Here is a 20941-nt window from a genome sequence, read left to right as displayed (position 1 = left end):
CCTCAGTCACGTGCAGGTGGTGGTCACACGCCCCGGCGCGGGCCCGGTGGCAGCGCCGCCGGGATGTGGGTCATCCCGGTGTAGTGCTGCTGCCGGGCACCCGTCGGCCACACGGCGGTCGGGGTCGGGGCCGCCGGCTGCCCCTGCTGCGCGTCGAGTTGGCCGACCCGCTGCCATCCGCCTCCCTGACTGCCGGTGCGCGCACTGAGCGCCCCCGCGCTGTAGGCGCTGTACGAGCCGGAGTTCGAGCCGTAAGAGCTGCCGTAGGACGGGGTGAGGCCGTTCGGGTTTGCCCTGAACGCCGCGAAGTCCAGCTCTTCCTCGCCGCTACGGTCGCCCGGCAGTGAGCGGAAGGACTTGCCGTACTCGGCGTACAGCGCGTCGAAGATCGGCGTGGCCGATGGGCCGCTCGGATAGTCCTGAGTCGCTCGCGCGGACGGGAGCGACTGGTAGGACTGGCGGCGGGGGACGTCGTAGGTGTGCACGTACGTGCAAACGACCCCGCCGCCCAACAGATGCGGTCAGTGCCCCGACTTCGCAGGGCCGCGGAGCGCCCTGCAGGGGCGCGGGGAACTGCGCGACCAGCCCCACTCGACCGAAAGCCGCCAACTGTCGATGCACCCCTGGTCGACAGCGCTCACGTACCCGCCAGAGGCAACGCGCTGGCGACCAGCTTCCCGATGCCCGCCGCCTTGTCCAGCGCGTCCCGCAGCAGGTCCTCGCGGGGCTGGCGGCCGATGGAGCCGACCGGCGCCGCGAACACCAGCACCTGCTGGTGCTTGTTGGCGGCGGCGCGCCAGCTCTCCGTGACCTGGAGCGGCTGGTGCGCCTGCCACCAGGCCACCGCCGAGCCGCCGTTCGGGCCCGGCTGGAGTACGGCGTGCAGCTGGCCTGCCGCGAGCAGCACCGACCATCCGTGCAGCACGGGCGGCACCTCCGTCAGCTCGGTCAACGGCATGAACCCCTGCTCGATGAGGAGCGGGAGGAAGTCGTCGCCGGCGCCGGTCGCGCCGGGGCGGACGATCGGGGCGGTCGGTTCGACGACCAGGGCGGGGTGCAACTCGCCCTCGATCAGGACGAGTCCGCTGGTGACGCCCAGTACTGCTTGCTCGGGTGCGGCCATCGGGGCCTCCTCGTCGGCGTTGATGGAGCGGACCGCGCCCTGGAGCTGCTCCTCGGTGACCTGGACGACCTGCGAAGGCAGGCAGCCGGCGTGGGCGAAGGCGAGGACGGCGGTCTCGTCCCCGATGAAGAGGACGGTGCTGGTGCGCTCCTGGGCGGAGTCGCCCGGCGTGCGGCAGGACGTGCAGTCGTAACTGCCCGGGGCGTTGTCGCCGGTGAGCAACCGGTCGGCTTCTTCGTCGCCGATCTCGGCGCGGACCTCGTCGCTGACATCGAGCATGCGCGGCACGGGTGGCTCCCTCGGGATGCGGTGCGTGGCGAGGCCGGGTCGCCCCCGGCCGGTGGGCCCGGACAGTCCGGGCTCATGAAGATGACAACGGGCGACCTGTGGTGGGGGTCACGCTGAAGGGCGAACGGAATCGAACCATCCTGCGCGCCCGGTCACAGTCGGTCCCGAATTGGTCACTACATGTCAAGTAACGGGCAGGTTACGGAAGTTGGCCCGGTGAACTGACTCACAGTTTGTTCGAGTGATTGGTCGACAAATCGGGAAATGAGGCCATGAAGTGGGTGGCCGGAACTCGCCGATACCGGCGGTAACCCTGAACTGGCCTGGGACAACAGGGAGTTGGTTGATATCCCCTCGTCGCGGTCCATAGATTCCTCCGCCGAGTGCACCTAGCACCGCTCGGGTACGTCCGCCGGCAGCGCAGAACCAGACACCGCGCAGCACCACCGCCGACGGACGGGGCGGAGCGTGCCGACCGCGTTCACGCGCGGCCGACGCGCCCCGGTCAGGGGGAGCCCGGGTCTGTGGAGAGGGATCTACATGTCCGAATGTGCCGATAGTTACACCCGCAAGACGCGCAAGACGGCGGTCCTCGCCGGGGCGGCTCTGCTCGCCCCTCTCGGACTGCTGGCCGCGACAGGCAACGCCGCGGCGGCGGACAGCGGGGTGTGGGACCGCATCGCCCAGTGCGAGAGCGGCGGCAACTGGCACATCAACACCGGCAACGGGTACTACGGAGGACTCCAGTTCTCCGCCGGCACCTGGCGCGCCTACGGCGGCACGGCCTACGCGGCCACCGCCGACGGGGCCAGCAAATCCCAGCAGATCTCCGTCGCCACCAAGGTCCAGAACGCCCAGGGCTGGGGCGCCTGGCCGACCTGTTCGGCGCGCGCCGGGGCCGCCGGGAGCGCTCCCGCGGCATCGGGGTCCGACTCGGGCTCAAGCTCGGCCGCCACCAAGTCGACGAAGAAGTCGGCCACCCCGTCCAGCGGCCGGTCCGCCGCGTCCGAGGCTCCCTCGAAGGCGCCGGAGCGTTCGTCGGCCCACACGGGCCGCAGCTCGTCCCGCGGCGACTACACCGTCCGCGTGGGCGACACCCTGAGTGGCATCGCCGCCCGGTACACGACCACCTGGCAGCACCTCTACGCCGCCAACAAGGCCGTCATCGGCGACAGTCCCGACCTGATCGTGCCCGGCCAGAAGCTCGACTTCTGAGCCGCTCCCTCCGCTGCGGGCACGGTGCCCCACCCGGTCTCCGGACCGGGTGGGGCACCGGCGTCCTGTGCGGTCGGCCCACCGGCCAGGGCCGTTGAGGACAGTAGCTGTCCGCGACCGCTGGCAGACTCGCCCCCATGTTGGAGACCTCGGCACGGCTGCTGCGCCTGCTCTCGCTGCTTCAGGCCCACCGGGAATGGTCGGGCCCAGACCTGGCCGACCGCCTCGGTGTGACCCCGCGTACCGTCCGCCGGGACGTGGACCGGCTGCGCGACCTCGGCTATCCCGTGGACGCCAGTCCGGGCACCGGCGGTGGCTACCGGCTCGGTGCCGGGGCCGAGTTGCCGCCGCTGCTGCTGGACGACGACGAGGCGGTCGCCGTGGCCGTCGGGCTGCGGACGGCCGCCGGGCAGGGCATCGAGGGCATCGGCGAGACCTCCGTACGGGCGCTGGCCAAGCTCGAACAGGTGTTGCCCGACCGGCTGCGGCGACGGGTCGGGGCGCTGAACGCCTTCACCGTGCCGATGCTGCGCGGGCCACAGCCCTCGGCCGTCGACCCGGCCGTCCTCACCGAACTCGCCCACCTCTGCCGGGACACGGAGCGGCTGCGCTTCGAGTACCGGGGACACGAAGGCGCTGTGTCGATGGCTCGCCGTACGGTCGAACCGCACCGCCTCGTGTGTACCGAGCGGCGCTGGTATCTGGTCGCCTGGGACGTCGACCGCGCAGACTGGCGTACGTTCCGCGTGGACCGCATCACGCCGAAGCCGCCGCACGGACCGCGCTTCGCCCCTCGTACGCCTCCCGCCGACGATCTAGCCGCCTACGTCTCCAAGGGCGTCTCCACGCGCGCGTACGCCACGCACGCCGTCGTCCGGCTGCTGGTGCCCCTCGCCGAGGCCGCCGCGCGGATCTCGCCCTCCGCCGGGACGTTGGAGCCGGACGGCGACGAGGCCTGTCTGTTGCGCACGGGGGCCGCGAGTCTCGACGTGATGGTCATCCACGTCATGCTGATGGGCTTCGAGTTCGAGGTGCTGGAGCCCACGGAACTCGTCGACGTGATCAGGGCCTCCCGGGACCGGCTGTCCCGCGCGATGGAGCGGTCGCCGGGTATCGAGAGCAAGAGCGAGAGCAGCTCAGGGGCGGTGTCCTGACGGCGTGGGGCGAGGCATGCGGAGGTTATGTGGGGAATTCGTGGGTGTTTTATGCGTTCTGTCGCCCGGGGGGTGGTGACCGAGACGCGTGGCATCGGCATGTATGGCGTGTATAAGAAACCGGTAAGACGTCGGGGTGCTGGCGGACGGGGAAATTCGTCGCCTCCGCAGTGCCCTTCCGGCGATCTCCGACGGGGTTTATGGGGGATCGCGGAGGGGTGGCTAATTACGTTCGAATGGCCGTCGGAAGTTTGGGTGACCGGCCTTGCGCGTGTTGTGTGCGTGCTGATTATCGCTTGAAACGAGTGTCGTGATCTTGTGACAGAAGCGTGACCGGGGGCGTACCGAGTGATGCCTGGTGCCGGGCTCCGGGCTTCCCCGGCCGCCGGTGGGCGCCTACCGTGACGGGCATGGCATCGAATCCCAGGCCCGAAGAACCCCAGGACGCCCAGGACACCCCGGACAGCTATGTCGGCCTCGATGCGGCGGGAGCCGAGCGGCTCGCCCGGGAGCGCGGCTGGTCGGCTGTGAGGTCCCTGCCGCCCGGGGCGATCATCACCATGGAATACCGGACCGGGCGGCTCAACTTCGAGGTCACCGGCGGTCGGGTGACGCGCTGCTGGAAGGGCTGAGCCCGGCCCCGCCGCGCGCCCTCTGCTTCTGGGTGGCTCAGCTGTTGCCGGGCAGGGGGCGGGTCGACGGGTTGCCGGTGGCGCGCGGGGCGCGGTCCGCGTGCGGGGGGCGGCGGCTGCCGGCCGGTGTGACCGGCGTGCGCTCCGAACGGCTCGCGTGCGGGTGCGGGGCCGGATGCGCGGGGTGCGCGGGTGGCCGTGACAGGTGGGCGGCCGGGGCGGTGTTCTCGCGGGCCGTGGCCTCCTGCCCGGCGGTCGCGTGCGGCGTGCGCATCGCCGGTGTACCGACCCGGGCCGGGACGGGCGCGGGACTGGCGCCCCGGACGCGCCTGCGGTCGCGCTGCTCCAGTATCCAGGTCTCGGCGCGAGTGATCATCGGCTCGCACCACGGCAGCGCCAGCAGGACCAGCAGACCCGCGACCCAGCCCAGGACGACGTCGCTCAGCCAGTGCGTGCCCAGATAGACAGTGGTGAGACCGACGCCGAGGGACATCAGCGCCGAACTGGCGGACAGCCAGCGCCGCGCCCGCGGGGTCGAGGCCAGATAGGCCAGGATGCCCCAGGTCACCACGGCGTTCGCGGTGTGACCGCTGGGGAATATATCCCCACCCATACCCATCTCGTTCGAGCCGATGGTGGTCGCGTAGTGCGGTCCGAGGCGGCCCATGCCGATCTTGGCGGCACCGACCGTGATGTTGAGCAGCAGCAGCGCCGCGCCGAACGTGAGCAGCGGGCGCAGGGTGTGCTGACGCCAGGCCCGCCAGCCCAGCCAGGCCGAGATCATCACGGCGGTGGGGCCGCGCTGGCCGAGCACCACGTAGTAGTCGAGGAAGGCGTGGATCTCAGGCCACTGCTGATAGGGCCGGAAGAACATGACCTGCCAGTCGAGCCGGACCAACCACGAGGTGATCACGACGGCCCACACGGTGGCGAGATAGAAGACCAGGGTCGCGACGAGAAGCGCGATCCTGTGCCTGCTCATCTTCGGCACATCGATGTGGGTCGGCCGGCCCGGCTCCCGGTCCAGCCTCGCGAACACCCGGTCCAGACGGGCGAGGTTTCCTTCAGTACGCACCCAATCGACGTTACAGCGAGTGAGCGCGGATCTCCGGCCGATCCGCCGGTTTGTAATGACGATGTGATGTGGGATTGCTCTCAAGGTGATGTTTAATTCACCGGAATCCCTATTCGGCAGCACATGTTCCCTTGATTTTCATTGATCAAGCGAGTGCAACCTGTAGGTGGGTTGTTTTACGGCCCTTTCGAATTGGTTCACCAGCCGGTTGTCCGGAATTCGGCGGAAGGTCGCTCAGGGCGGACCGGAGCCGTTCAGCCAGAACGCCCCGTAGACCGCCGAGCCCACCGCGACCACGCCCGTCACCAGCACCGACCTGGACGTACGCAGCCGGGCCAGGGCCCGGGCGAGCGGCAGCAGGAGGGGGAAGGCGGGCAGCAACAGGCGTGGTTTCGAGCCGAAGTAGCTCGACGCGCACAGGGCGAGCACGGTGACGACACCCGCGTACACGAGCAACGGCAGTGGCTGGCGCTGCCGTACACAGGTGACGAACAGCCAGATCAGCAGGCTCACACCGACGATGAGTCCGACCCCGGCCAGTGCCGACGGGAAGGACGTGAACTTGGCGGCGACGAAACGGGCGAACGCGGCGCCGCCGTCGAAACCGTTGCGCCAGCCGGCCTGGACGTCCAGGTAGCCCAGCGGACCCCTGCCGGTGCGATGACCGACCCACAGGACGTAGCCGGCGGCGCCGAGCGGCGCGATCAGCATGCCGAGGGCGCGCCGCCAGACAGGTGCGCTGTGCGGAGCGGGCGCGCTTCGCTCTCGTACGAACGAGGTACCGGAGGAGTCGCCGGACGAAGTATTGGACGAGGTGCTCGAAGAGCTGCCCGACCACGTGGTGAACGAGGCGATGGCGGTCGCCCACACCGCCGCCACCACCGCGAGTCCCACCGGGCGGGTCAGACCCGCCAGCAGTGCCAGGGTGCCCGCCGTCAGCCAGCGGCCGGTGAGGACCGCGTACAGGGACCAGGCGGCCAGGGCCGTGAACAGTGACTCGCTGTACGCCATCGACTGGACGATCCCGACCGGCAGCACCGCCCACAGCAGTACGGCGCACACCCCTGCCCGGCGGCCGTACACATGGTCCGCGACCGCGAACACGCCCCACGCGGCGGCGAGGGAGGCCAGGGCGCTCATCGCGAAGCCCGCGTCGGCGTACGACATCGGGGTCACCGACGCCAGGAGCCGCTCCAGCCAGGGCAGCAGCGGGAAGAAGGCGAGGTTCGAGTGCACGTCACCGTTCGGCAGGCGCACCTCGTAGCCGTAGCCGAGTTCGGCGACCCGCGTGTACCACAGCGAATCCCAGCGGGCGGTCAGCAGCTTGTACGCGTTCTTGTCCCGCGCAGCGCTCCACACGGCCAGCGCGACCAGGCCCAGCACACGGACGGCCACGTACCCGAGGAGGGCGGGCGCGGCTCGGCGGAGCATGGGCGGCACGGGCAGCGGGCGGGTTCCAAGATCTGTCACCGGTCGATTATCGACGGGTGACCGAACAAGGGAGGGCGGGGGAGCGGGCGGCCCGCTGCACGCGTGGCCTACGCCACACGGGCTCCGCGGAGGGGTGAGAGGTGCGCCACTTTTCGCCGGTGCGAACTCGCGTACGCTGTCGGACCACTCGCCTTTCGTCGCGCGGGCCGAGGACCACCGCTCCTCCTCGGCCGAAACCCCCGGGGAGTCCCCACCCCGAGGATCGCCGAACGCGAGGGAACCTTGGAGGTACGTACATGTCCGGGACGACCAGGGCTGCCACCGCGCCGCGCCGTCGGACGGCCGGTGCGAGTGCCAACCGCTGGGTCGTTCTCCTCGTCCTCTGTACGAGTCTGCTGCTCGTCGCGGTCGACGCGACCGTCCTGCATGTGGCGGTGCCCGCCGTCAGCGAGGATCTCCGGCCCGGCGCGATAGAGCTGCTCTGGATCGTCGACATCTACCCGCTGGTCTGCGCCTCGCTGCTGATCCTCTTCGGCACGCTGGGCGACCGGGTCGGCCGCCGACGGATTCTGCTCCTCGGATACGGGCTCTTCGGCGTCGCCTCCGGTATGGCCGCCCTCGCCGACAGTGCCCAGCTGCTGATCCTTGCGCGGGCGCTGCTGGGCGTCGGCGGCGCGATGATCATGCCGGCGACGCTCTCGATCCTGCGCCAGGTCTTCCCCGACCGGCGCGAACGGGCAATGGCGATCGGTGTGTGGAGCGCGGTGGCGGCGGTGGGCGCGGCCGTCGGGCCGCTGCTCGGCGGCTTCCTGCTTGAGCACTTCTGGTGGGGTTCGGTCTTCCTCGTCAACATCCCCCTGATGCTGGTCAGCCTGCCGATCGGCCGACTGCTGCTGCCCGAGTCGCGCGGTGAGCGCGGTGCCGGCCCGTGGGACGTGTTCGGCGCGCTGACGGCGGCCGGCGGGCTGTTCGGCGTCGTCCTCGGCGTGAAGCGGCTGGGCGGCGGGGAAGGCGCCGGGAACGTCCTGACGGTCGTGCCGCTGGTGGTGGGCGCGGCGCTGCTGGTCGCCTTCGTACGGAGGCAGCGGCGGCGTACGTATCCGCTGGTCGACCTGCGGATGTTCGCGCGGCCGGCCTTCAGTACGTCCGTCGGCTGCATCGTGCTGGCGATGCTCGCGCTGGTCGGACTCGAGCTGATCGCGGCGCAGTATCTGCAACTGGTGCTGGACCTCTCGCCGTTGGAGACGGGGCTACGGCTGCTGCCGCTGACGGTGGCGGCGATGGCGGCCGGGCTCGCGGGGGCACGGCTGCTGCGCAGGTTCGGGCCGCGGGCGATGGTGTGCGCCGGGTTCTGCCTCACCGCGGCGGCGGTCGGACTGCTGACGGCGATGGGCGGCGAGGACAACGCGGGGCTGATGCTGTCCGGGTTCGTGTTGCTGGGCTTCGGCCTGGAGACGACGCTCTTCGGGGCGTACGAGTCGATGCTGAGCGAGGCTCCGGCGGCGCAGGCGGGCGGGGCGGCGGCGATCGGTGAGACGTCGTACCAGCTGGGCGCGGGGATCGGGATCGCGCTCCTGGGCAGCGTGATGAACGCGGCGTACGCGCCCGGGGTGGGGTCGGTGCCGGGGGTTCCGGCGTCGGCGTCGGCCGCGGCGGGGCATTCGCTGGGCGAGGCGTACGAGGTTGCCGGGCGGCTCGGGGGGGCGCCGGGTGTGGCCCTGCGGGCGGCGGCTCGGGACGCGTTCGTGCACGGGCTGCATGTGACGTTGCTGGTGAGCGCGGGGTTGTTGGTGCTGGGGGCGGTGATGGCGTTGAGGTTGCCGCGGGTGATGCAGTGTGGCGGCGCCGCTGAGCCGGTTGCCGTGCCTGGTCCTCGGGAGGTCGCGGGGTCCCGTGTCCCGGTGTGACCGCCGAGATCTCCCACCCAGGCACCGCCCGTGACGGTCGCTTGAGGGGTGAGCCTCTCCTGTGGGGGTGCGGGAGCGTCGGCGGGTGCGGGTGCGAGCCACCGACGGGCGGGCGGAGTTCGGTAAGACGGTCGCCGGGGCTGTGCGTGGCCACGCACAGCGTGTCCGTAGGCCCCCGCCGGGTTGTACCGACGGATGTGCGGGCGTAGCGTCAGTCGCATCGTAACTAGCGGTGCTAGTTTAAGTTGCCGGAGGCTCCTGTGGCTGTGTTCGCGAAGCTGCCCCCTTTCGACCCCGCCGACCCGCTCGGCCTCGACGACCTGCTGGACGCGGAGGACCTGGCGATCAGGGACACCGTCCGGACCTGGGCGGCGGACCGGGTGCTGCCCCATGTCGCCGGGTGGTTCGAGGAGGGTGAGCTGCCGGACATCAGGGGGCTCGCCCGGGAGCTGGGCGGCATCGGCGCCCTCGGGATGTCGCTCACCGGCTACGGCTGTGCCGGCGCCTCCGCCGTGCAGTACGGCCTCGCCTGTCTGGAGCTGGAGGCCGCCGACTCCGGAATCCGCTCACTCGTCTCCGTGCAGGGCTCGCTCGCCATGTACGCCATCCACGCCTTCGGCAGCGAGGAGCAGAAGCAGCACTGGCTGCCGGACATGGCCTCCGGCGAGGTCATCGGCTGCTTCGGGCTGACCGAGCCCGACCACGGTTCCGACCCCGCCGGTATGCGTACGTATGCCAAGCGCGACGGCGGCAACGGTGACTGGGTGCTCAACGGGCGGAAGATGTGGATCACCAACGGGTCGGTCGCCGGCGTGGCCGTCGTCTGGGCGCAGACCGACGACGGCATCCGCGGGTTCGTCGTCCCCACCGACACCCCCGGCTTCTCCGCACCCGAGATCAAGCACAAGTGGTCCCTGCGCGCCTCCGTCACCAGCGAACTGGTGCTTGACGACGTGAGGCTGCCCGCCGATGCCGTACTGCCCGAGGTCACCGGGCTTCGCGGCCCCCTGAGCTGTCTCTCCCACGCCCGCTACGGGATCGTCTGGGGTGCGATGGGGGCGGCCCGGTCCTGTTTCGAGGCGGCCGTCGACTACGCGAAGACGCGTGAGCAGTTCGGGCGGCCCATCGGGGGGTTCCAGCTCACCCAGGCCAAGCTCGCCGACATGGCGGTCGAGCTGCACAAGGGGATTCTGCTCGCCCATCATCTGGGGCGGCGCATGGACGCCGGCCGCCTGCGTCCCGAGCAGGTCAGCTTCGGCAAGCTCAACAACGTACGAGAGGCCATCGACATCTGTCGTACGGCCCGGACGATCCTCGGCGCCAACGGGATCTCGCTCGAGTACCCCGTGATGCGGCACGCGACGAACCTCGAGTCGGTGCTCACGTACGAGGGCACCGTCGAGATGCACCAGCTGGTGCTGGGCAAGGCGCTCACCGGACTTGACGCCTTCCGCTGACCTGAACAACGGACGGCGGTGCCGGTGAGCTGCCTTGCTCAGCTCTGGTTGAAGAAGCCGTCCGCGCGGTGCGGCTGCGCCTCCCCGCTGACGATCTCGGTGTCGGCGGGGGTCAGCAGGAACACGCGGTTGGACACCCGCTCGATGGAGCCGCGCAGACCGAAGATGAGGCCTGCGGCGAAGTCGACGACGCGCTTGGCGTCGGCGGCCTCCATGGCGGTGAGGTTCATGATGACCGGGACGCCGTCCCGGAAGAGCTCGCCGATGGCGCGGGCGTCCCGGAAGCTGTCCGGGGTGACCGTGCCGATGCGGCGGCCCTTCTCCTCGGCCACCTCGCCCGCGACCTTGACCCGGGGGTCCGTGACCCAGGCATCCCCGGGCTGCTCGGTCCCCTCGGAGTAGTCGTCGTCGTAGTAACGCTCGTCATCGTTGTCGTCGACGAGGCCAAGCCAGGCACTCGCCTTGCGTACCGATCCCATGGACGCCTCCTCTCACAGCGGTCTCTCATGCATTCCGCATCCCTATGGTCATCCATGATGCGGATGGCGCGCCAAGTGAATAGACGCCGCGCGGGGGTTTCGTGACGGTACTGGTGCACAACCATTTCGTCGAGAGGCCCGGTGCCGCAAGGGTCCTGCTGTGTCCGACTGCTGACTGAGAGTGAAATATGATTCTTCGTGGCGTATGGGTGAGCGTTGGGACGTATGGGTGAATGAGCGGCCTGCCCGCTTTCCTGACGGATCCTCAGACGCGGTCATGGGGGGCCCAGTCGCGTCCGGGACGTGTCTGACGTCGGGTCAGGCCTCGGTCTGCGGTGGCGAGATCCGTGGAGGCTGGTTCCTGTTCGCTGTAGGTCTGCATGTTGTGCGTCTTCTTGCCCGTGTCCGCGTGAACATGCGTGAAAGGAATCGGGAAAGGAAAAGCGGAGGGACTTGAGGGGAGGGGTGTGCGACGTGTGAAGGCTCGGGTGAAAGGTGAGGTGCGCGGGAGAACGCGAAAAGGCGCCCGGACGAGCGGGCGCGCAGGGGGTCAGCTCAACAGGAGGAGGACCACACTCGACCGAGGTCGATGTGGGAGCGTTTGACCAGCCACTGCTGTGGATGCATGGGGCAAGTGGAACAGGCATCCGGTGCGGCGTCAACCGACGTGAGACGAAGTGCTCACAGTTCGGACACCCTTGACAGTGAGGGGAAACGGCGCCGTAGAGTCGGTGGACGGCCCTGCTGAGGGGCTCGGCCGTATCGCGCGCCCTGTACGTCGTACGGCTGCCATGTGCGCCGTACCGCGCGCCCTGCGACATCTGTGCGACACCTGTGTGAAGGCATCACCGTGTTCGACCCATCGCGTCACGGAGCCTTCCCATGTCCTCGCACCCCCTGGCCGAGTCGGCCCCACTCCCACTCTCACCGCCACTCCCACCCTCATACCTGGTGCGAACGCCCGACGCGCACATTCACGTGCGCAGGTCGGAGCGTGTGCGATGAGGCCTGTGCTCGTCATCGTGGGGGCCGGTCCGCGGGGGACCGGTCTCCTGGAGCGGATCGCCGCCAACGCCCCTGAGCTGTACGGGGATTCGGGCCTAGACATCCATCTCGTCGACCCTCATCCGCCGGGTGCCGGCCGCATCTGGCGCCAGGAGCAGTCCCCGCTGTTGTGGATGAACTCGCAGGCCCAGGACGTCACCATGTTCACCGACGAGACGGTGAACATGGCGGGCCCGGTGCGCCCGGGGCCCACGCTGCACGAGTGGGCGGACATCGACGGCCGCGTCTTCTCGGACCGTCAACGCCTCGGCGCCTACCTGAACTGGGTGTACGAGGACACGGTGGCCGCTCTGCCGCCCGGCATCCGGGTCCAGCACCACGCCGGGCGCGCCCTGCGGGTCGCCGGGCCGCGCGAGGGGCGTCAGCAGGTGTGGCTGGAGGGGCGTGCCCGGCCGTTGCTCGCCGACCTCGTCGTGCTGACGCTCGGCCACCTCGACGCCGAACTCGACGACGAGCAGGGCGAGCTGGCCTCGTACGCGCGGGCCAACGGGCTGGTCCATCTGCCGCCCGACTTCACCGCCGACAGCGATCTGTCCGCGCTGCGGCCCGGTGAGCCTGTCCTCGTGCGGGGTTTCGGGCTGGCCTTCGTCGACCTGATGGTGTTGCTCACGGAGGGGCGCGGCGGGCGTTTCGAGGAGAGTTCCGGGGGTGATCCCGGCGGCGCCGAGGGGGAGTTGACCTATCTGCCGTCCGGGCGTGAGCCGGTGCTGTACGTCGGCTCTCGGCGCGGGGTGCCGTACCACTCGAAGATCGACTACGACTGGACCGGTGAACGGCCGCCCCTGCCACGGTTCTTCGGGCCGGACGAGGTGGACGCCCTGCTCGCGCGGCCGGACGGCTTCGACTTCCGGCGGGACGTGTGGCCGCTGGTGGAGAAGGAGCTGGGATTCGCGCACTACCACCGGCTGTTCACCGTCCACCCGGAACGCACCGGCGGCGCCTGGGCGGACTTCGAGGAGAAGTACGCCGCCGCGGACCCGGCGGAGCGGGAGGTGCTGGTGGCCTCCACCGTGCCCGATCCGGCCGACCGGCTGGACCTCGACGCTCTCGACCGGCCGCTCGACGGCGTGCGGTATCCGTCGCACGAGGCACTTCAGGAGGGGCTGCGGGAGTACATCCGGAACGATCTGACGCGGCGTCATGATGCGTCGTACAGCCCGGATCTGGCTGTCTTCCTCGGACTGCTCTCCGTCTACGGACAATTGGTGAGGCTGGGGGACATCGGGTCCTGGTGGCACGGCTACTTCAGCTATCTCGCCTCCGGGCCGCCCGGACCCCGGCTGCGGCAGATGCTCGCGCTGTCCCGGGCCGGCCTCCTCAACTTCCTCGGCGCCGAGGTGACCGTCACCGCTGAGGACGGGGTGTTCCGGGCGGGCGGTGCCAGTGTGCCCGGAGCTTCGGTGGAGGCCCGTGCGCTTGTCGAGGCGCGGCTGCCGGAACCCACGCTGGAGCGTGCCCGCGACACCCTGCTGCGCGCGTTGTACGACGACGGCGTCGGCGTGACCGCCGAGGGTCTGCTCGCTGTGGACCGCGGTGACGGGCGGCTCCTGGACCGGGACGGCCGGCCGCACCCACGGCGCTTCGCGCTCGGGCCGCACACGGAGGCGCGGGGCTCCGGCGCATTCACCCGGCCACGCACCGGCGGACCCGCGTTCCGGCAGAACGACGCGACCGCGCGCGCCGCCCTGGCCTTTCTGCGGACGTCGGCTCGCCACGACAGCGACGACGTGCGCGTCGCGGATGGGCGCGGTACCGGGGGCGCTGCCCAGATCGGTGTCGAGATCGGTGCCGAGTGCGGTGCAGAAGCGGTGGCCGGTCACGACACCGCCGCATGACGCCTCCCTCTACTTGTCACGCGGGTGCTGTGACGCACCGACGAAAGGTTCATCCTCATGAGCTCAACGCACGGCCGGGGGCTGCTGCACCTGGCCGCCGCCGTCGATCAGCCTGTGGCCGGACGACAGGCACTGCCCGACGTCGGCCTGTACGTCGATGCGGTGCGGCTCGCCGAGAGCGGCGGGCTCGACTTCGTGACGCTCGGCGACTCCTTCGCGCACCCCGGTCCTGACGCGCTCGCCGTGCTCGCCCGGATCGCCCCCGCCACCGCGCGGATCGGTCTGGTGGCCACCGGGACCAGCACGCACGCCGAGCCTTTCCACGGCCGTGCTGCCCTGGCGACCCTCGACCGGGTCAGCGGCGGCCGGGCGGGCCGGCAGCTCGACGTGTCGGCGACGGAGAACGAGAGCGGGAACGAAGCCGGGAACGAGGCCGAGTCCGAGGCCCGGCCGTTCGGGCGCCGCCGCGCCGATCCCGGCGACGCACCGCCGGGGGAGACCGGTGAAGTCGCCGACAGAGCAGCCCGGTTGTGGGACAGCGGGGAGGGCGCCGCTGGGGCACGGGACATGGCGAGCGGCCGTCTCGTCGCCGAAGGCAGGTCGCACCAAGTCGACTTCGAGAGCGCCACCTTCTCCCTCCCGGGCCCTTACGCCGTGCCGCGGCCGACCCAGGGGCATCCCGTCCGTGTCGTCGACGCCACCGAGGGGCAGGCCCGGCAGCTCGCGGCCCGGCACGCCGACGTGGTGCTCGTCCGGGCGGTGAGCGCCGCGCAGGCGGGTGCCGCACGGGACGAACTGAGGGCTGCCGCGAAGGACTTGGGACGGGACCCGGACGAGCTGCGGATCCTCGCGAGCCTTGTCGTCGACCTGGGCGGCGGCGAGTACGCGGCCGAGCCGGGGCACGGCGGCGGTGGTCCCCGGCCGAGTGCGCACGGCCCGCTGTACCGGGGCGGGCCCGTCGACCTGGCCGAACTGATCACCGCCTGGCACGCGTCCGGCGTCGTCGACGGCTTCCACCTCGTCCCCGCCGAGCCGCGCCGCGACCTGGAGCGCCTCGTCAACGGCACGGTGGCGCTGCTCCAGCACCGGAGCCTGTTCCGTACCTTCTATCCGGGCAGCACCCTCAGGGAGCACCTGGGGCTGGCCCGGCCGGTCGGGCAGTGCGCCGGGCCGGTCGTGAGCGCCGGGGGTGCGTCATGACCGTACGGGCACCGGGGCGCGGACCCGCGCTTGTGCCTCGTATTCGTGCCTTGGGCTCGTGCCTTGTGCTGTGAGACCCGTATGGACGGGCTGACAGGGCGTCGCACCGATAAAGATGACATACAGGTTGTGTACCGGCCGCGCACAGAACGCGTGGGCCGGGGCGTGGGCCGGAGGTGGTCCACGGAGTGTTTCCAGGGAGTGAGCTGGAGTGAGTTCATGACGGCGGACGTGTCCGAGGCGTGGCAGAAGTGGCACGAACGGCGCATCGAGACGGTGTCGGCGCCCTATGGGCCCCTCGCACTCGTCGGTACGCACTGGATCGAGGACTTTCCGGACGGTCGGCTTCCGGCCGTCCCCGGCCGCTGGACGGCCGACGGTGACGGGATCGTCCTCGACGCCGGGGTCACGGACGGGCTGACGCTCGACGGTGAGCCCTTCGCCGGGAAGGTCCGGCTGACCGCCGACTCCGGTCCGGCGGGCGCGGCCCGGGTCGGTCTCGGCGACCGACGCCTGGTCGTACTGGTGCGCGAGAGTAGCTGGGGCGTACGCGATTTCGACCCCGCCGCCGAGACGCGCACGGCGTTCAAGGGCGTCGAGGCGACCCCGTACGACCCGCGCTGGTCGGTGCCCGGCAGGTTCACTCCGTACGACGGGCGGCGGACCGTGCGTGTCGAGAACGCGGACGGGCGTGAGCGCGGGCTCGGGCTCGGCGGTGAACTGACGTTCACGCTCGACGGGCAGGAGCTGACGCTGCGCGTGACGGTCGAGGAGGACGGCACCCTGTGGGCCGTCTTCGCCGACTCCACCAGCGGCGACGGCAGTTACCGCTTCCGGTTCCTGCGCCCCGAGGCGCCGGACGCCGAAGGGCGCACAACGGTGGATTTCAACCGGAGCCTGCTTCCACCGTGCGCGTTCGCCGACCATTTCGTCTGCCCCTTTCCCCCGCCGGGGAATACGCTGGGCGTCGCCGTAGCAGCAGGGGAGCGAGATCTCCGCTAGAACACCGAATTCTTACCGGTTTCCTACCGACTTCCTCTGGAACGCTGACCAGCGAGCCCCTTGATCAACTCCTGTGGTTCATGCGCGAGTTGAACAACGTGAGGCCGAAAGGCGCCCTTGCGTCGACCGGTCGAACGGCCGAATACTCCCACCCAGCGCTTGTCAGGGTCACAGCATGTCCGGAATCCGGGCAGAGCGACTCCGACTGCGCCTCACGGGCCCCGACCCCACGCGGGCCCCCGACTTCCCATGTGGAGGAACGACAAGTGAGGATCAAGCGCACCACCCCCCGCAGTGGCATCACGAGACGGACCCGGCTGATCGCCGTCAGTACCGGACTCGTGGCCGCGGCCGCCATCGCCATCCCCAACGCGACAGCCGCCGACGTCACCACCTTCAGCACCGCCCAGCTCACCAAGGCGAGCGGCTCGGTGCTCAAGGCGGATGTCCCGGGCACCGCCTGGGCCGTCGACGCCAAGACGAACCGCGTCGTCGTCACCGCCGACAGCACGGTCTCCCAGGCGGAGATCGCGAAGATCAAGCGGCAGGCGGGCAGCACCGCCGACGCCATCACCGTCAAGAGGACCCTGGGCAAGTTCAGCAAACTGATCTCCGGCGGCGACGCCATCTATGCGAGTAGCTGGCGCTGCTCCCTGGGCTTCAACGTACGCAGCGGCTCCACCTACTACTTCCTGACCGCCGGTCACTGCACCGACGGCGCGGGCAACTGGTGGTCCAACTCCGCTCGTACGACGCTGCTCGGCGCGACCTCGGGCTCCAGCTTCCCGACGAACGACTACGGGATCGTCAAGTACGCGAGCAGTTACCCCGTCAGCTCGATCTCGGGCACCGTCGGCAGCGTCGACATCACCAGCGCCGCCACCCCGTCCGTGAACACGACGGTCTACCGTCGCGGTTCCACCACCGGCATCCACAGCGGCCGGGTCACCGCGCTGAACGCGACCGTCAACTACGGCGGCGGCGACGTCGTCTACGGCATGATCCAGACCACGGTCTGCGCCGAGCCCGGCGACTCCGGCGGCCCGCTCTACTCCAACAGCGGCGTCGCCTACGGTCTGACCTCGGGAGGAAGTGGCAACTGCTCCTCCGGTGGTACGACCTTCTTCCAGCCCGTCACGGAGGCCCTGAGCGCCTACGGCGTCAGCGTCTTCTAGGGCTCGCCCCACGGCTCCACAGCACCACTTGCGCCATCGGTTTCCGCACGGCCTGACCTGCAGCCGGCAGCAGCAGGAGAGCCCTCGTACGCGACTCGCGTGCGGGGGCTCGCCCTTGTCCGCCTGGCGGAGTTACCTTCGAAGTACAGGAAAGTCTCCCCTGCGTACGCCCACTTCGGACCCTGGGGGCCGGCATGGTCGAGGAGCTGGTGACGGCGGGAGTCGCTGTCGCGTCCGCCGGAGTGCTGTACGTGGCGGCTGCGGCGCGGGTCGTCAAACAGTACGAGCGAGGTGTGGTGTTCCGGCTCGGGCGGCTCACGTCGAGTGTGCGCGGGCCCGGGTTCACCGTGATCGTGCCCTTCGTGGACAAGATCCGCAAAGTCAACATGCAGATCGTGACGATGCCCGGCCCGCGCAGGAGGGCATCACCCGGGACAACGTGACCGTGCGCGTGGACGCCGTCGTCTACTTCAAGGTGGTCGACGCGGCCGAAGCGGTCGTCCAGGTCGAGGACTACCGGTTCGCGGTCTCCCAGATGGCGCAGACCTCGCTGCGCTCGATCATCGGCAAGAGCGACCTGGACGATCTGCTGTCCAACCGGGAGCAGCTCAACCAGGGGCTGGAGCTGATGATCGACAGCCCGGCCATGGGCTGGGGCGTCCAGATCGACCGGGTCGAGATCAAGGACGTGTCCCTGCCGGAGACCATGAAGCGTTCGATGGCCCGGCAGGCGGAGGCCGACCGGGAGCGCCGGGCCAGGGTCATCAACGCGGACGCCGAGTTGCAGGCCTCGAAGAAGCTCGCGGAGGCCGCCGGAGTGATGTCCGAACAGCCCGCCGCACTCCAACTCCGGCTGCTCCAGACCGTGGTGGCGGTCGCCGCCGAGAAGAACTCCACGCTCGTCCTGCCCTTCCCGGTGGAACTGCTCCGTTTTCTGGAACGGGCACAGCAGCCGGCCTGGCCGCCGGCCGCACCAGCGGCCGCGCCGCCGGTCGTGGCGGCGGACGCGCCCTCGGTGGAGCCGTCGCAGGTGGCGCGTGCGCCGCAGGGCGGGGTGCAGTGGGAGATCGCCGAGCAGTCCGGGCTCTCCCGGCCATCCGTTCCATCCGAGCCGACTGGGCTGTCCGAGCAATCGGTGCAGGAGCAACTGCCTTCCGCCGCCTCCTTGTTGGAGTCGAGTCCCGAAAGGGCGAATTCAAGACAGGACTAGACCTCACGGTCCGCCCACTCATTACTCACGCGTAGTGTTTGCAGTGCGAATTCGCGTGGAGCAACTGTGAAATGACCGTGGACGGTCAAGGTGGGCTCGTAGATGGGGGCGCACGCCCGTTTGTCTACGCGCGTCCTGAAGTCGACCTTGTGTGCTCCCCGAACGTCTCGGAATAGTGGGTCGCGTCCAACCGGCACAAGGAGGTCCCCACAACCTCCCGGCCGAACCCCCCACAGGAGGACGCAAGTTGAAGCACCGACGCATATCAGGGCGCCGCGCCACCATGGTGGGTGCGAGCATCACCGCACTCGTCGCCGCGGGAGTGACCTTCCAGAGTGCGAACGCGAGCGAGGTCACCAAGACCGCTGAACCCAGGGCCCTTTCGGTTCCGGCGGCCGGAAAGATCGCCTCGACGCTGGGCAAGGACCTCGGCGCCGACATCGCGGGAGCGTATTACGACGCGAAGACGAAGAACCTCGTCGTCAACGTGCTCGACGAAACGGCGGCCCGGACCGTCGAGTCGGCCGGCGCCCGGGCCCGGATCGTCGAGAACTCCGTCGCCGAACTCGACAGCGCCCGTACGACCCTGAAGCAGGACGCGACCATCCCCGGCACCTCGTGGGCGGTCGACCCGACGGCCAACAAGGTCGTCGTCACCGCCGACCGCACGGTCTCCGCAGCCGAGTGGACCAAGCTCACCAAGGTCGTCGACGGACTCGGTGGCACGGCCGAACTCCAGCGTACGAAGGGGGAGTTCAGGACCTTCGTCGCAGGCGGCGACGCGATCACCGGCAGCGGGGGCCGCTGCTCGCTCGGCTTCAACGTGGTCAAGGGCGGCGAGCCGTACTTCCTGACCGCCGGGCACTGCACCGAGTCGATCTCGACGTGGTCCGACTCCTCCGGCGTGATCGGCCGGAACGAGTCGTCCAGCTTCCCCGGCAACGACTACGGCCTGGTCAAGTACACGGCCGACGTCGCCCACCCGAGTCAGGTCAACCTCTACAACGGCAGCTCCCAGCGGATCACCGGCGCCGCCTCGGCCACCGTCGGCCAGTCGGTCACCCGTAGCGGCTCCACGACCCAGGTGCACTCCGGCACGGTCACCGGTCTGAACGCGACCGTGAACTACGGCAACGGCGACATCGTCAACGGGCTCATCCAGACCGACGTCTGCGCCGAGCCCGGCGACAGCGGCGGCTCGCTCTTCTCGGGCAGCAGCGCGATCGGCCTCACCTCCGGCGGCAGCGGCGACTGCAGCGCGGGCGGGGAGACCTTCTTCCAGCCGGTCACGGAAGCGCTGTCGGCCACCGGTACGCAGATCGGCTGAACCCTTTCCCGTACGCCCTCCACGCGTCATCCCTCTCCCGGACCGATGGGTCCGGGGCGGTCCCGCCCCTGGTTTCCAGGGGCGGGATTTCGCCGTTCGGGAGGACGTGTGCGAGGTCGGCCGCGATGCCGGGTGTGATGCCGTACGGACGGGGTTGTGGTGCCGTCGACGATCTTCGAACACCCGCCGCCGTCCTTGATCAGGTCGCTGACCGGGGCTGATGGGGCTAGAGTGAACGAACCAATCGAACGGAAGTACGAATCCCGTACAGGTCGATCATCGAACTGGTGATCGAATGTGTGGCTGAAAAGGGGTGGAGTGATGGAGGTGCGGCATGACGGGCTTCGCCCATCTGCACGTCGCGTCCGGTTATTCCGCCCGCTACGGCGCATCCCACCCCGAGCAGCTCGCCCGGCGGGCCGCCGAGCGCGGTATGGGGACGCTGGCCCTCACCGACCGGGACACGGTCACCGGCGCCGTACGGTTCGCCCGAGCCTGTGCGAAGGAAGGGGTCCGGCCGGTCTTCGGCGTCGACCTGGCGGTGGCCGCCCTCGCGCCGCCGCCCCCGGACCGGCGGCGCCGTACCCCGGTGCGCGGCGGCGCCCATGTGGCCGAGCCGCCGCTGCGGTTCACGCTGCTCGCGCAGGACCGGGCCGGCTGGGCGCGGCTGTGCCGGATCACCTCGGCCGCGTATGTCGGTACGGCGTCCGGCGCGGCGCCGGTGGTGGTGCCCTGGGAGGCGCTGCGTGAGTACGGCGGTCCCGGTCTGACCGTGCTGCTCGGCCCGCTCTCGGAGCCGGTGCGGGCGCTGGCGGTGGGCCGGGAGGACGTCGCGGTGCGGTTGCTGGCGCCTTGGCGGGAGGTGTTCGGGAGTGGGGTGCGGCTGGAGGTGATCATGCATAAACGTTTCTCCAGTGACGCCGATGGCAATGGCATCAACGTCGGCGTCGGCAGCGGTAAGGGCGGTGGGGGTAAGGGCGGTGGCGGTGTGGCTGCGGGTACCCGGCCCGGTACTGGCCCCGGCTCCCTGCGCCTCGCCGCCCGTACCCTCGCCCTGGCCGACCGCACCCGTACCCCCGCCGTCCTCACCAACGCCGTCCGCTACGCCGACCCCGACCAGCACCGCCTCGCCGACGTCCTGGACGCCGCCCGGCTGCTGCGGCCGGTCGACCGGCGGCGCCTCGACAGCGGGGAACGCTGGCTGAAGGACGAGGAAAGGATGACGGAGATCGCGTACGCGGTCGCCGAGTGCGCCGGAGCCGACGCCCGGCGGGCCCGACGGCTGCTGGCCGACACCGCCGCCACGGCGGACGCCTGCGCCCTCGACCCCGAGGCCGACCTGGGCCTGGGCACCGCCCACTTGCCG

Annotated in this window: 16 protein-coding genes and 1 pseudogene; 12 read left to right on the top strand and 5 right to left on the bottom strand. The window is 70.3% G+C overall.

The window, feature by feature from the left end; all coding sequences use genetic code 11:
- Positions 1-23 precede the first annotated feature (23 nt).
- Both STRTUCAR8_RS39380 and STRTUCAR8_RS39375 read right to left on the bottom strand, forming a co-directional pair.
- Positions 24-485 (bottom strand): hypothetical protein, encoded by a 462-nt coding sequence (locus tag STRTUCAR8_RS39380; RefSeq protein ID WP_006381947.1) that lies wholly within the window; start codon positions 483-485, stop codon positions 24-26.
- Between the two features lie 152 nt (positions 486-637).
- Positions 638-1411 (bottom strand): hypothetical protein, encoded by a 774-nt coding sequence (locus tag STRTUCAR8_RS39375; protein WP_006381943.1) that lies wholly within the window; start codon positions 1409-1411, stop codon positions 638-640.
- Between the two features lie 540 nt (positions 1412-1951).
- Between STRTUCAR8_RS39375 and STRTUCAR8_RS39370 the strand changes: the two genes are divergently transcribed.
- From STRTUCAR8_RS39370 to STRTUCAR8_RS39360, 3 genes are all read left to right on the top strand, one after another.
- On the top strand, positions 1952-2626 hold the full coding sequence (locus STRTUCAR8_RS39370; protein ID WP_006381953.1) for a LysM peptidoglycan-binding domain-containing protein: 675 nt from the start codon (positions 1952-1954) through the stop codon (positions 2624-2626).
- A gap of 137 nt (positions 2627-2763) precedes the next feature.
- Positions 2764-3780, top strand: coding sequence for a helix-turn-helix transcriptional regulator (locus STRTUCAR8_RS39365; RefSeq protein WP_006381944.1), 1017 nt, complete (start codon positions 2764-2766; stop codon positions 3778-3780).
- Positions 3781-4190: 410 nt separating this feature from the next.
- Complete coding sequence (locus STRTUCAR8_RS39360; protein WP_044473670.1) at positions 4191-4412, top strand: I78 family peptidase inhibitor; 222 nt, start codon at positions 4191-4193, stop codon at positions 4410-4412.
- 37 nt (positions 4413-4449) lie between these two features.
- On the opposite strand, the gene STRTUCAR8_RS39355 is transcribed toward STRTUCAR8_RS39360, so the two are convergent.
- Both STRTUCAR8_RS39355 and STRTUCAR8_RS39350 read right to left on the bottom strand, forming a co-directional pair.
- Positions 4450-5487 (bottom strand): phosphatase PAP2 family protein, encoded by a 1038-nt coding sequence (locus STRTUCAR8_RS39355; RefSeq protein WP_006381949.1) that lies wholly within the window; start codon positions 5485-5487, stop codon positions 4450-4452.
- A gap of 234 nt (positions 5488-5721) precedes the next feature.
- The gene (locus STRTUCAR8_RS39350) at positions 5722-6957 is read right to left on the bottom strand and encodes a membrane protein (protein ID WP_044473669.1); all 1236 of its coding nucleotides are present in this window, start codon (positions 6955-6957) and stop codon (positions 5722-5724) included.
- 257 nt (positions 6958-7214) lie between these two features.
- On the opposite strand from STRTUCAR8_RS39350, the gene STRTUCAR8_RS39345 reads away from it, so the two are divergent.
- On the top strand, positions 7215-8825 hold the full coding sequence (locus STRTUCAR8_RS39345; protein WP_006381952.1) for an MFS transporter: 1611 nt from the start codon (positions 7215-7217) through the stop codon (positions 8823-8825).
- A 260-nt stretch (positions 8826-9085) separates the two neighbouring features.
- Positions 9086-10282 carry an acyl-CoA dehydrogenase family protein gene (locus STRTUCAR8_RS39340; RefSeq protein WP_006381941.1) on the top strand — a complete coding sequence of 399 codons (1197 nt, stop codon included), beginning with the start codon at positions 9086-9088 and terminating at the stop codon, positions 10280-10282.
- 38 nt (positions 10283-10320) lie between these two features.
- Here the strand turns inward: STRTUCAR8_RS39340 and STRTUCAR8_RS39335 are convergent, their stop codons facing one another.
- On the bottom strand, positions 10321-10761 hold the full coding sequence (locus STRTUCAR8_RS39335; protein WP_006381939.1) for a cell division protein SepF: 441 nt from the start codon (positions 10759-10761) through the stop codon (positions 10321-10323).
- 1001 nt (positions 10762-11762) lie between these two features.
- Here STRTUCAR8_RS39335 and STRTUCAR8_RS39330 point away from each other — a divergent pair.
- From STRTUCAR8_RS39330 to STRTUCAR8_RS39300, 7 genes and pseudogenes are all read left to right on the top strand, one after another.
- The gene (locus STRTUCAR8_RS39330; protein WP_044473668.1) at positions 11763-13661 is read left to right on the top strand and encodes an FAD/NAD(P)-binding protein; all 1899 of its coding nucleotides are present in this window, start codon (positions 11763-11765) and stop codon (positions 13659-13661) included.
- Between the two features lie 57 nt (positions 13662-13718).
- Positions 13719-14861, top strand: a complete 1143-nt coding sequence (locus tag STRTUCAR8_RS39325; protein ID WP_006381955.1) for an LLM class flavin-dependent oxidoreductase — start codon at positions 13719-13721, stop codon at positions 14859-14861.
- Between the two features lie 219 nt (positions 14862-15080).
- Positions 15081-15863: a DUF1684 domain-containing protein gene (locus STRTUCAR8_RS39320; RefSeq protein WP_044473667.1), complete on the top strand. Its 783-nt coding sequence runs from the start codon at positions 15081-15083 to the stop codon at positions 15861-15863.
- A 266-nt stretch (positions 15864-16129) separates the two neighbouring features.
- Complete coding sequence (locus STRTUCAR8_RS39315) at positions 16130-17038, top strand: S1 family peptidase (protein WP_006381951.1); 909 nt, start codon at positions 16130-16132, stop codon at positions 17036-17038.
- Between the two features lie 194 nt (positions 17039-17232).
- Positions 17233-18248 (top strand): annotated as a pseudogene (locus STRTUCAR8_RS39310) (slipin family protein).
- Positions 18249-18495: 247 nt separating this feature from the next.
- A complete protein-coding gene (locus tag STRTUCAR8_RS39305) occupies positions 18496-19575 on the top strand; it encodes a S1 family peptidase (RefSeq protein WP_006381942.1) in 1080 nt (359 codons plus the stop codon).
- Between the two features lie 334 nt (positions 19576-19909).
- Positions 19910-20941: PHP domain-containing protein (locus STRTUCAR8_RS39300; RefSeq protein ID WP_006381954.1), on the top strand; the 1032-nt coding region annotated here is incomplete at its 3' end.

It is taken from the genome of Streptomyces turgidiscabies Car8 (assembly GCF_000331005.1).
In the GTDB taxonomy this organism is placed as follows: Bacteria; Actinomycetota; Actinomycetes; order Streptomycetales; family Streptomycetaceae; genus Streptomyces; species Streptomyces turgidiscabies.
The sequence above is the reverse complement of the archived record's forward strand: the minus strand, read 5'-3'. Positions and strand labels throughout refer to the sequence as shown.

What these genes read in the sequence shown, in the direction of transcription:
- STRTUCAR8_RS39370 (WP_006381953.1), top strand. Translation starts at nt 1,952, where the DNA reads ATGTCCGAATGTGCCGATAGTTACACCCGCAAGACGCGCAAGACGGCG.
- STRTUCAR8_RS39365 (WP_006381944.1), top strand. Translation starts at nt 2,764, where the DNA reads ATGTTGGAGACCTCGGCACGGCTGCTGCGCCTGCTCTCGCTGCTTCAG.
- STRTUCAR8_RS39360 (WP_044473670.1), top strand. Translation starts at nt 4,191, where the DNA reads ATGGCATCGAATCCCAGGCCCGAAGAACCCCAGGACGCCCAGGACACC.
- STRTUCAR8_RS39345 (WP_006381952.1), top strand. Translation starts at nt 7,215, where the DNA reads ATGTCCGGGACGACCAGGGCTGCCACCGCGCCGCGCCGTCGGACGGCC.
- STRTUCAR8_RS39335 (WP_006381939.1), bottom strand. Translation starts at nt 10,761, where the DNA reads ATGGGATCGGTACGCAAGGCGAGTGCCTGGCTTGGCCTCGTCGACGAC.
- STRTUCAR8_RS39330 (WP_044473668.1), top strand. Translation starts at nt 11,763, where the DNA reads ATGAGGCCTGTGCTCGTCATCGTGGGGGCCGGTCCGCGGGGGACCGGT.
- STRTUCAR8_RS39325 (WP_006381955.1), top strand. Translation starts at nt 13,719, where the DNA reads ATGAGCTCAACGCACGGCCGGGGGCTGCTGCACCTGGCCGCCGCCGTC.
- STRTUCAR8_RS39320 (WP_044473667.1), top strand. Translation starts at nt 15,081, where the DNA reads ATGACGGCGGACGTGTCCGAGGCGTGGCAGAAGTGGCACGAACGGCGC.